Genomic DNA, 13,234 nt, shown 5'->3' with positions numbered 1-13,234 from the left:
GTGACTGCCGTCAAGAAAATGCCTAACATCTTCCGTATGGTGCAACCGCAGACGCTGCTGCTGATGTTCTTCGGCGACTTCGTGCTCGACCGGCAGGTCTGCGTCTTCTCGGGCAGCGTGATCGACGTGTGCGCCCGGCTGGACATCTCGGAGCACGCGACCCGGTCGACGCTGACCCGGATGGCCGGGCGCGACCTGCTGCGACGGGAGCGTTCCGGGCGGCGGGTCTACTTCGGGCTGACCGAACGCTCGACCGAGATCCTGCGTGACGGCCGTACGCGCATCTGGGAGACCGGCGCGGTCAACGACGGCTGGGACGGAACCTGGACGCTGCTCAGCTTCTCGCTGCCCGAGGCGTGGCAACGGCAGCGGCACGACCTGCGTTCGCAGCTGGCCTGGGCGGGGTTCGGGCCCATCCAGGGCGGCCTGTGGATAGCGCCCGGGGCCGTCGACGCGCAGCAGATCGTCTCGTCGCTCGGGCTGAACGCGCACGCGCGGGTCTTCACCGCCCGCGCGGGCTCGCTCACCGACGTGGACGCCATGGTCCGCGACGCGTACGACCTGACCGCGCTGGCCGCACGGTACGAAGCCTTCCTCGACCGCTGGGGTGGCCCGTCCCCGCTGCGCGACCCCCTCGCCGCCCGGCTGACGCTCACCGCGGAGTGGCTCGAGGCCATCCGCCGCGACCCGCGCCTGCCGGTCGAGCACCTGCCGCCGGACTGGCCGGCGCGGCGGGCCCAGAAACTGTTCCGCGAGCTGGAATCCGCGTACCGGCCGCCCGCCTACGCCATCGCCGAGGAACTGCTGCAGGTCCTCTGATCAGAGCGGGCTGGCGCTCGGTGGCGGTTCCTCGTCCGTACGGTCGGCCGCGGGCAGCCACAACACGAACGTGCTGCCGTTGCCGGGCGGCGAGAACGCGGCCACCCGGCCCCCGTGCGACTCGATGATCTGCCGCACGATGGCCAGGCCCAGACCGGTGCGGCGCTCCCGGCGGACGCCGTTCGCCTCGCCGTCCTGACCCCGCCAGAAACGATCGAAGACCCGCGCCAGATCGGCCGGGGCGATGCCGGGGCCCTCGTCGGCCACCGCCAGCCACAACCACGACCCGGACTGGCCGGTCGCCACGGTCACCGTCGAATGCGAGGGCGCCAGCCGTACGGCGTTCGACAGCAGGTTGCCCACCGCCCGCCGCAGCGCGTCGGCGTCGCCGATCAGCCGCAGGCCGGCCGCCGTCTCGTAGCGCAGGTGCAGCGGACGCTCGGTGACGAACGACTCCTCCCCCGCCTCGCGCGCCACCGCCGACAGGTCGACCTCCGCGTCCACCGTGGCGTTCGAGTCGCGGCGCGCGGTGGCCAGCAGATCCTCGACCAGGCGGGACATGCGGGTCGTGGCCCGGTCGACCACCGCGACGGCCCGCGTGCGTTCCTCCGGCGTGGCGTCGGGCGCGGTGAGCGAGGCGTCCAGGTTGGTCCGGATGATCGCGAGAGGGCTGCGCAGCTCGTGCGAGGCGTCGTCGATGAGCTGCCGCTGCGCCTGGAACGCGTGGTCGAGCCGGTCGAGCATCGAGTCGATGGTGTCGGCCAGGTCGCGCAGCTCGTCGGGCGGCCCGCCCAGCCGGATCCGCCGGGACAGGTCGGTCGCCTGGATCTCACGCGCCGTCCGGGTGATCGCGCCGACCGGCCGCAGCACCCGCCCGGACAGCACCCAGCCGATGCCGAGGCTGGCCACGAACAACCCGCCCAGCCCGATGAACGACCACCGCCGCAGGCTGGTCAGCGTGTTGTAGTTGACCGCCGCCTCGATCTCGCTGACCTCGGCCACCGTGGTGGTGCCGAGATATTCGCGGTCGGTGCTGTAGACCTTCGCTATGCGCTCGGTCACCGGCCGGGGCGACGTGCTCTGGGCCACCGCGAGATAGACCACCCCGAGGGTCAGGCCGGCCAGCGCGAAGAGCACCGTCGAGTACACGACGGTGAGCCGGAACCGGACCGACCGGAACACCTCGGGGCGTTTCACGACCTATCCCTCCCGCAACCGGTAGCCGCGGCCGACAACCGTCTCGATCGAACCCTCGCCCAGCTTGCGGCGCAGCGTGCCGACGGTGACCCGCACGGTCTGGGTGAACGGGTCGGCGTTGGCGTCCCAGACATGCTCGAGCAGCTCCTCGCTCGAGACCACGTGCCCGGGCCGGGTCATCAGGTATTCCAGCACCCCGAACTCCTTGGGCGTCAGCGCCAGGGGCCGCCCGGCCACGGTCACCTGATGCCGGGCCGAGTCGAGCACGATGTCACCAACGGTGAGCCGGGCCGACCCGCCCCCGGTGTCCCGGCGCAACAGGGCCCGTACGCGGGCCTGAAGTTCCGCCAGATGGAACGGCTTGACCAGGTAGTCGTCGGCGCCCCCGTCCAGACCCCGGACCCGGTCGTCGAGCCCGCCGCGCGCGGTCAGCATCAGCACCCGCAGGTCGCCGTCGCCGGGCGTCTCCACGTCACCGGCGCGCAGCGAACGGCACAGCGTGAACCCGTCGCCGTCGGGCAGGTTCACGTCCAGCAGCATCAGGTCGTACTCGTTGACGGTCAGCCGGTCGTACGCCTGGGCGGCGTCGAGCGCGACATCGACCGCGTAACCGCTGCGGGCGAGCCCGACACGCAGGCCCTCCGCCAGATCCTCTTCGTCCTCCACCACCAGCAACCGCATCTGTCGACTATCCCCGCGCGATGAGCGAATCGGCCACCTGCCGGGCCCGCTCGATCGGCACCGCGAAGCCGATCCCGATCGATCCGCCGCCCTCGAGCGTCGCGATGGCCGTGTTGACGCCGATCACCTCGCCACGGGCGTTCACCAGCGGCCCGCCCGAATTGCCGGGGTTGATGGAGGCGTCGGTCTGCACCGCCGTCTGCCGTGTTTGCCCACCCAGCCGTACGGGCCGGTCGAGCGCGCTGACGATGCCGGCGGTCACGGTTCCGCTCAGCCCCAGCGGCGAGCCGACGGCCAGCACGGCCTCGCCGACCCGGGTCGCGCCGGGGTCGGCCAGGGCCAGCGGGGCGGGCGGGGAACCGTCGGTGACCCTCAGCACAGCGATGTCGCTGCCGGGGTCGGTGCCGACGATCTCGGCGTTCCGGCGCTGCCCGTCCGAACCGACGATGCTCACGCTGCCGCCCCGGCCGGCCGCGACGACGTGGTTGTTGGTGACGATGTGGCCGCGGTTGTCGAAGACGAAACCAGAACCGGAGGCGCCGCCCTGGCCGGTGCGCACCTGCACCGAGACGACGCCGGGCAGCACCCGGGCGGCCGCGCCGACCAGGTCGGCCGGGACGTTGCCCTGGGGCAGCGGCGCGGCGGTGGCAGCCTCGCCGGGGCCGTCCTCGCGTCCGGCCAAGTAGCCGGCCGTGCCGCCGGCCCCGGCCGAGAGACCGACGACGGCGAGCGCGGCGAGGGCCGCCGCGGGGAGGCGCTTGCCGCGGGTCGCCGCGGGTGGCGGGGTGTGGGCGGGAGCGGGCGCGGCGGCCCAGTCCGGCGAGTGGAATTCGGGTCCGCGCGGTGTCCCCAGTCCAGACATGGTGTTCCTTCCGTTCGCGGCAGGCGGGTTCGCAGGGAGTCGGGTTCTCAGGGGAGGCGGGTTCTCAAGGGCAGCTGGTTCTCAAGGGCAGCGGGTTCTCAAGGGCAGCGGGGTCTCAGCCTCACGGGAGGCGGGCGAACCAGAACATCGACGCCAGCGCCGCGATCAGGGCGAGCCCGAGTCCGATGCCGATGAACCGGGCCGACACGTCCCGGACCTCGGTCTGGTAGCCCACGGAACTGCCGATGTCCCCGTACGCGTCGCGCAGCTCCTCGGTGCTGGTGGCCTCGAAGTAGCGCCCGCCGGTGGCGTCGGCGACCGACCGCAGCGTCTCGCCGTCGACCGGCACCTGCTGCCCGTCGCCGATCGTGCCCGCCGCCGTGCCGAACGAGATGGTGTCGACCGGCACGCCCAGCTCGGTAGCCATCCGGGCAGCCTCGGCCGGGTCCTGCCCCGACGTGTTCGCGCCGTCGGACAGCACGATCACCCGGGCCGGCGGCACGTCCTCGTCCGCCGCCGCGTCGACCGAGCGGATCTGCTCGAGCGCCGAGGCGATCGCGTCGCCGATAGCCGTTCCGGCCTGCCCGGCCGATCCGTCGGCCAGCCGATCGATGCCCGCGCCCAACTGCGTACGGTCGGTGCCCGGCGGCACGAAGACCGACGCCTGCCCGGCGAACCCGACCAGACCGACGTTGAACTGCTCGGGCAGGTCCTCGACGAAGCCGCGGGCCGCCGCCTTGGCCGCGTCGAGCCGGTTGGGCGCGACGTCGGCGGCCAGCATCGACCGCGAGACGTCGACCGCGACGAGCACGGTCGCCCGTTCCCGCGGGACCCGCACCTCGGCCTGCGGCTGGGCGAACCCGACCACGAGCAGCCCCAGCATGGCCAGGAACAGCGAGGCGGGCAGGTGCCGCCGCCAGCCGGGACGTTTGGGCGCGACCCGGTCGAGCAGCTTGAGGTTGGTGAATCGTACGGCGTACTTGCTGCGGCGGCGCTGCGCGACCACGTACGCCACGGCGAGCGCGGCGACACCGAGCAGCAGCCAGAGCCGTTCCGGGGAGAGCCAGGTCATCACGTTGTCCTTTGTGGTTTCGCCGCGGCCCGGCTCAGGCGACGCCGCGCGTGCACGTGACGCACGATGTCGGCCACCCAGTCGCGGTCGGTCCGGAGGGGAAGATGGGCGGCGCCCGCACGTTTGACGGCGTCCGCGATGGTGGCCTGCTGTTCGGCCGCGGCCGCCGCGTACTTGGCGCGCAGCTTCCGGCTCGCGGTCGGCACCTCACGCCGGCGTCCGGTCTCCGGGTCGATCAGCGTGAGCAGCCCGACGTCCGGCAGCTCCTGCTCCCGCGGGTCGCCGACCTGCACGGCGAGCACCTGATGGCGGGCGGCGAGCCGGCGCAACGGCTCCTCCCATTCGGGAGCGCCCGGTCCGAGCCCGTCCTCGTCGAGGCCGTCGAGAAAATCGGACACCACGACCACCAGCCCCGTACGGGGTGCCTGGCGGTGCAGGGCCTCGATCCCGGCGCCGAGGGACACGGGCCGCTGATTGCGCGGCGTGAGCATCATCGCTCGTAGCAGGGAAAGCAGGGCCACGCGTCCGCCACGGGCGGGGAACCGCCGTACGCCCTCACCGGAAAGCAGGTGAGCGCCGAGCCGGTTGCCGTTGCCCAGCGTGAGGAAGCCGACGGCCGCGACCGCCGCCAGGGCCAGCTCCCGTTTCTCGAGTTCGGCCGTGCCGAAATCCATGCTCGCGCTCGCGTCGACCAGCACGTGCGTGGCGAGTTCCCGGTCGGCGTCGACAGTGCGCACATGCGGCACGGTGGTGCGTGCGGTGACAGCCCAGTCCATGCGGCGCACCTCGTCCTCCCCGGGCCGGTACTCGCGGCTGCCGGCGGGCTCGCTGCCGATGCCGGGGAGCAGACCCAGGTACGACCCGTGCAGCAACCCGTCGAGCCGCCGCGTGATCATCAGTTCGAGCCGCCGGAGCCGCCGCTCGGGCACCAGCTCAGGCGCGAATCCACCCTCGTTCACGCGGCCCTCTTCTCGTTCGTCATGCCGCCATCCCCAGACCCGGACCGTTCTGCTCCTGCTGCGGGGCGATCACCGGCAGCGGGACAGCGTCGATGATCCGGCGCACCACCTGCTCGGGCTGCACGCCGTCGGCCACCGCGTCGAACGAGAGCACGAGCCGGTGCGCGAGCACGTCCGGGGCGATCTCGAGCAGGTCGGCCGGGAGCACATAGTCACGGCCACGCAGCAGGGCGAGGGCGCGGCCCGCGGCCACCAGACCGAGCGTGGCGCGCGGGCTGGCCCCGTACGCGAGCTGGGTTGCGACCTCGGGAAGGCCGAACCGCTCGGGCTCACGGGTCGCCAGCACCAGCCGTACGACGTACTCGGCCAACGCGTGATGCACGAAGACCCCGCGTGCCTTCTGCTGCAACTCGTTCAGCGTCATCGGGTCGAGCACCGGCAGCGCGACCGGCCGCGCCCCGCCCATGCGGTAGAGGATGCCGAGCTCCTCCTGCTCGGTCGGGTAGCCGACGACGACCCGCATGAGGAAGCGGTCCCGCTGCGCCTCGGGCAGCTGATAGACGCCCTCGCTCTCGATCGGGTTCTGCGTCGCCAGCACCAGGAACGGCTGCGGCACGGGATAGGTCCGCCCGCCGATCGACACGTGCCCCTCGGCCATCACCTCGAGCAGCGCCGACTGCACCTTGGCGGGCGCCCGGTTGATCTCGTCGGCCAGCACGATGTGCGCCATGATCGGGCCGAGCTCGACGTCGAAGCTCTCCCTGCCGGCCCGATAGATCCGGGTGCCGAGAATGTCCGACGGCACCAGGTCCGGAGTGAACTGGATGCGGTGGAAGGTCCCGCCCACCGCCACGGCCAGCGTCTCGGCGGCCAGGGTCTTGGCCACGCCGGGCACCCCTTCAAGCAGGCAGTGCCCGCCGGCCAGCAGCGCGGTCAGAAGCCGCTCGACAAGCCGATCCTGCCCGACGATCACCTTCTTGACCTCGAACAGGGTCCGTTCGAGCCGGCGGTCCGTAACGTCATCTGTCATGTACCGATGACAGCAACCGACCCCGAAAACCAGCCGAAGCGGAACCGAAAAAAGACCGAAGGACCCTGTGGACAACCGCCACCCGAGCCCCGCCGGACGCTTCTCCGGCCTGATCCTGAATGGCCCACTGGAACGCCGTTGCGGTGACAGCGCGCTCGCCTCATGAGTGTGCGCTGTCGAGCAAGCAGGCGACGTGATGCCCCGATCTACTGCAGTTGAGCCGTTGCGAGGGCCGACCACATGCCGGTGGCGACGGGGCCAACAGCTTCATGTCTCCCGTCGGCGGCCTTCACCAGACCTTCGCGCGCCGGTCGGCCAACAGCACACCTCGCCGGCGCGCGCTAATCGCCCGAGGAGCGATGCCGGACGTCGACGGATGCTAACGCCTCAACTGCTTTGGGGAAAACGGTCGAAAGATGCCAGCACACGGAGGACCTTCGCGGCAGCCAGATGCTCCTCCGGCGCGATGGGCCAGTCGTGCGACAAGTTCGTCGTCTCCGGCGCCGACCTGCTGTATTGGCGGCGCAAACGCGAGCAGTGGCGCTCCATCGCCGAACGCGCCCCCGACGACACCACCGCCGACCAGATGCTCAAGGCCCGGACCTGCGTCACCTTCGCGGCTGCGGCCCGCCGCTCCGGCGTCTCCCGCACATTCCTCTACGAGCACGACCGGGCCCGAGCCCTTGTCGAAGCCGCGATGAGCAAAGCCGCCGATGACAACAACCGCCTGAAGAAGCAGGTGCGCCAGCTCACGAATGAGAACAACGACTTCAAGAACAAACTCTCCGCGCCCGAGACAACGTACGGTTCGCCGACAAACGCATCTCCGTGCTCGAAGCCGAGTTCGCGACCGCAGCCCAATGATGGCTCGCGGATGGAACGCGCCACAGTCCCGTGGTGTCGGCGCACGCCTTCCGGTACAGATACACGCTCGCCTGACCTCCTAAGGCCCCGGGACCCTTCGCGCTTCGGCGCGAAGGGTGGTAGCCACCGAAACGGTGGCCACCACCCTTCGCCGGCTTATATGCTGTCATCGCAGGATGCGGTCCTGCGCCGGAATCGCGGCATGAGAGAGTATTCTTTATCGGCCGCGCCTATAGTTCGGAGCTGCGGGGTTTAGCTGTACATCGGGATCGTCTCTGTCGTACACCGGATGATCGCCTCTGATGTGCCTGAGAGCCCGGTCGCGTTCGGCCTCGCTGTCGAAATCAACGGTATGATAACCGCCCTCGGTCTTGTCGACAACCATGCCGGTCTCTCCGTGAGTATAGATGATGTAGGACTCATTCTTACTGACGGTGAAGGTGCGACCTTCAGAGTTGGTGAACTCGGCATCGGGTGTCATATCTCCCTGGCCTCGCATGGCATTCCCCTGTCGTCTCGAAGATATACTGAACGAGCGGCCCGCGATTCGATTTCAGCCTTTAATCTAGTTCCGACCCTTCAAAGTCAGAAGCAACTCCCTCGGTCAGGTCAACAGCCTGGCCGTTCTCTATTCCGCCTCAGTATCGCGTCGTCGCTGGTCAGCAGGCGTGGCTGAGATTGGGGACAAACCCCGTCCGGCAGGGCTGCGGCCATACTGCAAACGAATCATCGGCGGATTCCCTCGACGAGCGCCCCCTCCGTTCTTCGTCGAGTCCGAATGGACGGCCGCGTTCTCCCGACAGCGACGCTTCAGTCCAGCGATACTCGCTTGACCTCCAGATCACCAGAGACGAACGTTCCTGACCTGGAACCGAAAAGTCGACTTCCTCCTGCGTTTGGAGATCCAGTTCGCCTAAGCGGCAGGGCGGCATGCCGTCGCATCGAAAAACAATCACCGTTCACCGGATCCGCGCGAGTCCACGCCCGGGGTCAGTCTGGTTTGCACCATCCGTTGCGCCGCGACCATTGGGGGGCGGAGATGTCCAATGGTGACCGCCGGGTCGTTGTCTACGGCACAGGCACCTCGGAGTTCGGCGCGTCGCTCCGGGCGGAGTTCCCGGAGTGTGCTGTGGATGTTATCGATCGCCCTGGGCCACCGGAATTCGTCCGCCGTCCGGTGTTGGCCGATGTGGTCAAGAGTGCCGACTGGCTTTCGCCTGAGTGTATCTACGTCATGCTCGGATGGCTCGGCGGCACGGTTGGCCAGCAGATCGTCCAAGCGGGCGTCGAGGCCGTCATCACGGCGACCAGGAAATGATGGCGCAACCACGGCCGCAAGTGGGTGTGGTCGGGAATGACACCGGCGTACGTTAACCCGTTCGACACGTTTCAATCCGCTGCGCAATTGCGACGAAGTTGGCAGCTTCAAACGGTCACAAGAAGAACCGCGACATCGCGATGGTCGTGGCATCCAGCACCACCCGGTCCCAAGTTGAACGGGAATGAAGCGCCAATCGCGAGATCAACGCTCGGCCGCCTTGGCCGGGCTGCTCCCGCCGGCCTGCTCGGAACCTGTCGTACCCGGAGGGCAGGATGGGGGCATGACGTATCCACCACCGCAGTACCACGGGGAAACCGGAGAAGTCAGCGCCACCTACCGGCCCGATGCCACGCCGCCCGAACTGGTCTATCCGAACGGGACGACGGTGCGTTACCTGTCGAGCGGGGCGTCCACCGGCGGGCTGTTCGGGCTCTACCGCTGGGAGTGCGGGCCCGGCGTCACCGGTCCCGACCCGCACTTTCACCGGTCGATCTCGGAGTCGTTCTACATTTTGAGCGGCAGCATGCGCATCTACAACGGCGAGAAGTGGCTCGACACCGAACCGGGCGACTACGTGCACGTGCCGATCGGCGGCATCCACGCGTTCAAGAACGAGTCGGGTGAGCCGGCGTCGATGCTGCTGCACTTCTCGCCGGGCGCGCCGCGTGAGGGCTACTTCGAGGGCCTGGTCAACATCGGGCAGATGAGCGAGGACGAGAAAGCCCGGTTCTACCTCGAGCACGACAACATCTGGCTCGACTGACCGGAACGCTCGACCGACCGGAACGCTCGGACCGAGCGGAGCGCTCGAACCGACCAGAGCGCTCGAACCGACCAGAGCGCTCGAACCGACCAGAGCGCTCGAACCGACCAGAGCGCTCGAACCGACCAGAGCGCTCCAACCGAGCGGAACGCTCGACCAGCCGAACGCGAGCTTCCGGCGGACACCGGGACGGCGGGCCGCAAGGCGAGCCCGCGCGGCGGGCTTATCGAGGCGTGGGCTTCGCGCCCCTCACCCCCGTACGAGGCCGGCGGGGCGGGTGGCCCTCATGCCGGGATGGTGACGCCGCCAGGTTCCCTTGCCCTGGTGCTTGGCGGCGTACATCGCGATGTCGGCCTCGCGCAACAGAGACGTCACGTCCACGCCGGGGCGGGCGGTGGCGACACCGATCGACGCGGCCGCTTGCACAGCGACGCCCTCGATCTGTTCGGGGACGGTGAGCGCGGACAGTATGCGTACGGCGGTCTGTTCGGCCTCTTCGGGTGTGCACTCGGGCAGCAGGACGGCGAATTCGTCGCCGCCGAGCCGCGCGGCGACGTCCCCGGCCCGGATGGCGCCGCGCAGACGGTCGGCGACCGCCGTCAGCAGCGCGTCGCCGGCCGCGTGGCCCATCGTGTCGTTCACGGCCTTGAAACCGTCGAGGTCGACCAGCAGGACGGAGACGGACGTGGGCGCCGTCTGCAGCGCGTGCCCCGCCTGCTCGTACAACTGCCCGCGGTTGACCAGCCCGGTCAAGCCGTCGTAGTGGGCCTGGTGCCGCAGCCGGCTCTCGTGCTCGCGCAGCTGCTCGATCAGCTCCTGGTTGACGTGGAACGCCACCAGCTGCCGCCACGCGACCAGCGCACAGATCAGCGCCAGCCCCACCACCACACCCCACAGCCGCGCGTTCACGCCGCCTGGCAGGGTGACGGCCAGCACAGCGAAGGCAACGACCATGGCCGCGTACGGGAGAAGGCTGTACTGCTTGCGACGACGCTCACCGAAGGCCGTCCGGTCGCTGCTCGCGAGCAGGAACTGCACGCGCGGACCGGCGCAGATGAACACCGACGGCAGATAGCGGATGAAGTACACCGACCAGTGCGGCTCGGTGCCCTGCGGGGCGATGAACATGCCGACGCTCATGATGACGGCGGCGATGATCATCGGGATCGCGGCCGCCTTGTGCATGGGCGCGTTCCCGCTGAGGATCATCTTGACCGACGCGAACGCCGAGGTGATGGCCACGCCGGTCGCCGCGAACACGGCCAGCATGCCCGAGCGGGCCACCCCGTCCGGCGTCACCAGCGAGCACCAGGCGACCACGGCGCCGGCGACGAGCACCGTGGCCGAGTCGAGCCAGAAACCCAGCCTCTCCCTGCCGGTCCGGTTCGGGTGGGGGTGCACGAGCATCGCCACCACCATCGCCGCCATGCCGATCCCGAGGCAGATCGTCTGCACGGTGCCGCCGTTGGTGGACCACTCCCCCGGCAGGAAGGTCAAGACCGCCTGGGTGGTGTCGCCGAGCGTGAACAGGCTGCCCGTGGCCGTCAGGACGAGCCAGAATCGCCGGGTCGCCCCGGTCGCCAGCCGCGCCACCCGCCACGAGAACAGCGCCAGCAAGAAGTCGACCCCGGGCTGGAAACCCCAGAAGAGCCGTACCTGCCACTCGTCGTGCTCGGCCAGCAGGACGAACGAGACGAACGTGAGTCCCGTCCAGGCGAGCAGGCCGAGCAGCCACGGGTCACGGCGCAGCGCGGACACGGCCGGAGCCGTTCCGTTCGCGGGCGCCGAGCGGGCCATGAGGGCTCCCCCTGATGTCGATGCGGACCACACCGGTCCGTGGTGGTCCCATCGACACTGCGCCGGGCGCCTTGAGGAAACGCCGCCTGGGTCATGCCTGTGAAACTGTCAGGTGCGCGCCGGGCTCGTCAGGGCCCGCCGGGCCAGCACTCCGCCGACGCCGGGAACGAGTGCGAGCAGCCGGGGACGGGTGCGTCCGGTCTCGGCGACGGTCGCGCCGATGACGACCAGGTACGCGCATCCGTGCAGCGGCCCGAGCAGGGTGGCCACCCACGAGACGTGAACGGTGGCAAGGTTGGCCAGCAGCACCAGCAGGCTGAGCAGCTCGACGCCCGCGGCCGTACGAAGCAGCACGGCCGCGCTCGCCTCGTCGTGGCGGGCCGCGCGATCACGAAGCAGCACGGTCATGCTCCCGTCGTCGAGCCGGGCCGCACGATCATGAGCACGACCACAGTGGCCCAGAGCAGGTTGAAGATCCCCGACACCATGCCGAGCCGCCGGGCCAGGACATGCGGCGGCGTCGCCCCGGCATGCGCGGTGAGGGCCTCGGACTGCGCCGGCAGGATCCGGTACGCCAGGACGACCGCGGCCACCACGGTGAGCGCGATCGACACGAGCAGCCACGCGTCGGTGAGCACGCCGAGCGAGGCCGCCGTCGCCAGCCCGAACACCGGCACGGTCAGGCCGAGCACGGCGTAGACCCGGCAGATCCGGTTGAGCATGCGCATCTGGGCGAGGTCCCCGCGGCGGACGGCGGCGGGAAACATGCCGGCCGCGACGGTGACCGGGCCGATGGCCACGATCGCGGCCAGGACATGCACGGAGAGCAGAACTTTTGTCACGATCAACGACCGTATGGCGGTTGCCGCGAAGACAACAGTGGCGGGAATGCCACAGGGCAACGGATTCCGGCCATATGCTGAGAGGCGTGCATCGGATCGCCGTCCTCGCCCTTGACAACGTCGTCGCCTTCGACCTCGCCACGCCCCTCGAGGTGTTCGACCGTCTGCTTCTCGACGACGGGACAAAGCCGTACGACGTACGGGTGTGCGCGCCCTCGGCGCCGGTCAGCGCGCGGGCGTTCACCTTGCGGGCCCCGTACGGGCTGGACGAGCTCACGAAGGCCGAAACGATCATCCTGCCCGGCTGCCACGACGGCTCCGCGGGTGTGACGCCGGAGGTGGTGAACGCGCTGAGGGCCGCGGCCGGCCGGGGCGCCCGCCTCGCGTCGATCTGCTCCGGGGCGTTCATCCTGGCCGCGACGGGCCTGCTCGACGGGCGCCGGGCCACCACGCACTGGGCCGCCGCGGCCCGGTTCGCCGAGGAGTTCCCGCGGGTCGAGCTGGATCCCGGCGTGCTTTACGTCGACGAGGGCCAGTTCCTGACCTCGGCCGGCGCGGCGGCGGGACTCGACCTGTGCCTGCACCTCGTACGCGGCGACCACGGCTCAGCGGTGGCCGCCCGGGCTGCCCGCCTGTCGGTGATGCCGCTGGAGCGCGAGGGCGGCCAGGCCCAGTTCATCGTGCCCGAACAGCCACCGGCCCCGCGCGGCTCGCAGATGGAACCGTTGCTGCGCTGGCTGGAGGAGAGCGCCGGCCGTGACCTGACCCTCGACGAGATCGCGGCACAGGCGGGCATGAGCACCCGTACGCTGAACCGGCGCTTCCGGGAGCAAACCGGCACGACCCCGTTGCAGTGGCTGCACCTGGCCCGGATCCGCCGGGCACAGCACCTGCTCGAGACGACGGCGCACCCGGTCGACCGGATCGGCTCACAGGTCGGGTTCGGCTCGCCGACGGCTTTCCGCGACCGCTTCAAACGCGTGGTCGGGACAAGCCCGCAAAGCTACCGGCGCAGCTTCCGCTGACC

The 13,234-nt window shown here is 70.1% G+C and carries 14 protein-coding genes; 5 read left to right on the top strand and 9 right to left on the bottom strand.

From position 1 onward, the window contains the following. The first annotated feature begins 36 nt into the window (after window positions 1–36). On the top strand, window positions 37–819 hold the full coding sequence (locus C8E87_RS35065; protein ID WP_133877703.1) for a PaaX family transcriptional regulator: 783 nt from the start codon (window positions 37–39) through the stop codon (window positions 817–819). On the opposite strand, the gene C8E87_RS35060 is transcribed toward C8E87_RS35065, so the two are convergent. The 6 genes from C8E87_RS35060 to C8E87_RS35035 form a co-directional block, all read right to left on the bottom strand. Continuing rightward, the gene (locus tag C8E87_RS35060) at window positions 820–2,016 is read right to left on the bottom strand and encodes a sensor histidine kinase (protein ID WP_133877702.1); all 1,197 of its coding nucleotides are present in this window, start codon (window positions 2,014–2,016) and stop codon (window positions 820–822) included. A gap of 3 nt (window positions 2,017–2,019) precedes the next feature. After that, a complete protein-coding gene (locus C8E87_RS35055; protein WP_133877701.1) occupies window positions 2,020–2,697 on the bottom strand; it encodes a response regulator transcription factor in 678 nt (225 codons plus the stop codon). 7 nt (window positions 2,698–2,704) lie between these two features. Continuing rightward, window positions 2,705–3,559: a S1C family serine protease gene (locus C8E87_RS35050; RefSeq protein ID WP_133877700.1), complete on the bottom strand. Its 855-nt coding sequence runs from the start codon at window positions 3,557–3,559 to the stop codon at window positions 2,705–2,707. A 121-nt stretch (window positions 3,560–3,680) separates the two neighbouring features. Continuing rightward, complete coding sequence (locus C8E87_RS35045) at window positions 3,681–4,631, bottom strand: VWA domain-containing protein (protein WP_133877699.1); 951 nt, start codon at window positions 4,629–4,631, stop codon at window positions 3,681–3,683. Then, window positions 4,631–5,590, bottom strand: coding sequence for a DUF58 domain-containing protein (locus C8E87_RS35040; RefSeq protein ID WP_239080454.1), 960 nt, complete (start codon window positions 5,588–5,590; stop codon window positions 4,631–4,633). Before C8E87_RS35040 ends, C8E87_RS35045 begins: the two co-directional genes overlap by 1 nt. A 19-nt stretch (window positions 5,591–5,609) precedes the next feature. Further along, window positions 5,610–6,620 (bottom strand): AAA family ATPase, encoded by a 1,011-nt coding sequence (locus tag C8E87_RS35035; RefSeq protein ID WP_133877698.1) that lies wholly within the window; start codon window positions 6,618–6,620, stop codon window positions 5,610–5,612. Window positions 6,621–7,086: 466 nt separating this feature from the next. Between C8E87_RS35035 and C8E87_RS44740 the strand changes: the two genes are divergently transcribed. The 3 genes from C8E87_RS44740 (at window position 7,087) to C8E87_RS35020 (ending at window position 9,568) form a co-directional block, all read left to right on the top strand. Then, window positions 7,087–7,740: a DUF6262 family protein gene (locus C8E87_RS44740; protein WP_203720826.1), complete on the top strand. Its 654-nt coding sequence runs from the start codon at window positions 7,087–7,089 to the stop codon at window positions 7,738–7,740. Between the two features lie 783 nt (window positions 7,741–8,523). After that, window positions 8,524–8,802, top strand: coding sequence for a hypothetical protein (locus tag C8E87_RS35025; RefSeq protein ID WP_133877697.1), 279 nt, complete (start codon window positions 8,524–8,526; stop codon window positions 8,800–8,802). A 283-nt stretch (window positions 8,803–9,085) separates the two neighbouring features. Continuing rightward, window positions 9,086–9,568 carry a cupin domain-containing protein gene (locus C8E87_RS35020; RefSeq protein WP_133877696.1) on the top strand — a complete coding sequence of 161 codons (483 nt, stop codon included), beginning with the start codon at window positions 9,086–9,088 and terminating at the stop codon, window positions 9,566–9,568. A gap of 249 nt (window positions 9,569–9,817) precedes the next feature. On the opposite strand, the gene C8E87_RS35015 is transcribed toward C8E87_RS35020, so the two are convergent. The 3 genes from C8E87_RS35015 to C8E87_RS35005 form a co-directional block, all read right to left on the bottom strand. Next, a complete protein-coding gene (locus C8E87_RS35015; protein WP_133877695.1) occupies window positions 9,818–11,365 on the bottom strand; it encodes a GGDEF domain-containing protein in 1,548 nt (515 codons plus the stop codon). Between the two features lie 108 nt (window positions 11,366–11,473). Then, on the bottom strand, window positions 11,474–11,773 hold the full coding sequence (locus C8E87_RS35010; protein WP_133877694.1) for a DUF3817 domain-containing protein: 300 nt from the start codon (window positions 11,771–11,773) through the stop codon (window positions 11,474–11,476). After that, window positions 11,770–12,207, bottom strand: coding sequence for a hypothetical protein (locus tag C8E87_RS35005; protein ID WP_133877693.1), 438 nt, complete (start codon window positions 12,205–12,207; stop codon window positions 11,770–11,772). The genes C8E87_RS35010 and C8E87_RS35005 overlap by 4 nt, the downstream gene beginning before the upstream one ends. Window positions 12,208–12,293: 86 nt before the next feature. Between C8E87_RS35005 and C8E87_RS35000 the strand changes: the two genes are divergently transcribed. Further along, window positions 12,294–13,232 (top strand): GlxA family transcriptional regulator, encoded by a 939-nt coding sequence (locus C8E87_RS35000; RefSeq protein ID WP_133877692.1) that lies wholly within the window; start codon window positions 12,294–12,296, stop codon window positions 13,230–13,232. Window positions 13,233–13,234 lie beyond the last annotated feature (2 nt).

The organism is Paractinoplanes brasiliensis, from assembly GCF_004362215.1.
Classification (GTDB): Bacteria; Actinomycetota; Actinomycetes; order Mycobacteriales; family Micromonosporaceae; genus Actinoplanes; species Actinoplanes brasiliensis.
Note: the sequence above shows the minus strand (reverse complement) of the source record. Positions and strands in the feature narration are given on the sequence as shown.

Bases quoted from the DNA above. Each gene is read 5' to 3' on its own strand.
- C8E87_RS35020 (WP_133877696.1), top strand. From the start codon at position 9,086: ATGACGTATCCACCACCGCAGTACCACGGGGAAACCGGAGAAGTCAGC.
- C8E87_RS35035 (WP_133877698.1), bottom strand. From the start codon at position 6,620: ATGACAGATGACGTTACGGACCGCCGGCTCGAACGGACCCTGTTCGAG.
- C8E87_RS35050 (WP_133877700.1), bottom strand. From the start codon at position 3,559: ATGTCTGGACTGGGGACACCGCGCGGACCCGAATTCCACTCGCCGGAC.
- C8E87_RS35010 (WP_133877694.1), bottom strand. From the start codon at position 11,773: ATGACCGTGCTGCTTCGTGATCGCGCGGCCCGCCACGACGAGGCGAGC.
- C8E87_RS44740 (WP_203720826.1), top strand. From the start codon at position 7,087: ATGGGCCAGTCGTGCGACAAGTTCGTCGTCTCCGGCGCCGACCTGCTG.
- C8E87_RS35055 (WP_133877701.1), bottom strand. From the start codon at position 2,697: ATGCGGTTGCTGGTGGTGGAGGACGAAGAGGATCTGGCGGAGGGCCTG.
- C8E87_RS35015 (WP_133877695.1), bottom strand. From the start codon at position 11,365: ATGGCCCGCTCGGCGCCCGCGAACGGAACGGCTCCGGCCGTGTCCGCG.
- C8E87_RS35025 (WP_133877697.1), top strand. From the start codon at position 8,524: ATGTCCAATGGTGACCGCCGGGTCGTTGTCTACGGCACAGGCACCTCG.
- C8E87_RS35065 (WP_133877703.1), top strand. From the start codon at position 37: ATGGTGCAACCGCAGACGCTGCTGCTGATGTTCTTCGGCGACTTCGTG.
- C8E87_RS35045 (WP_133877699.1), bottom strand. From the start codon at position 4,631: ATGACCTGGCTCTCCCCGGAACGGCTCTGGCTGCTGCTCGGTGTCGCC.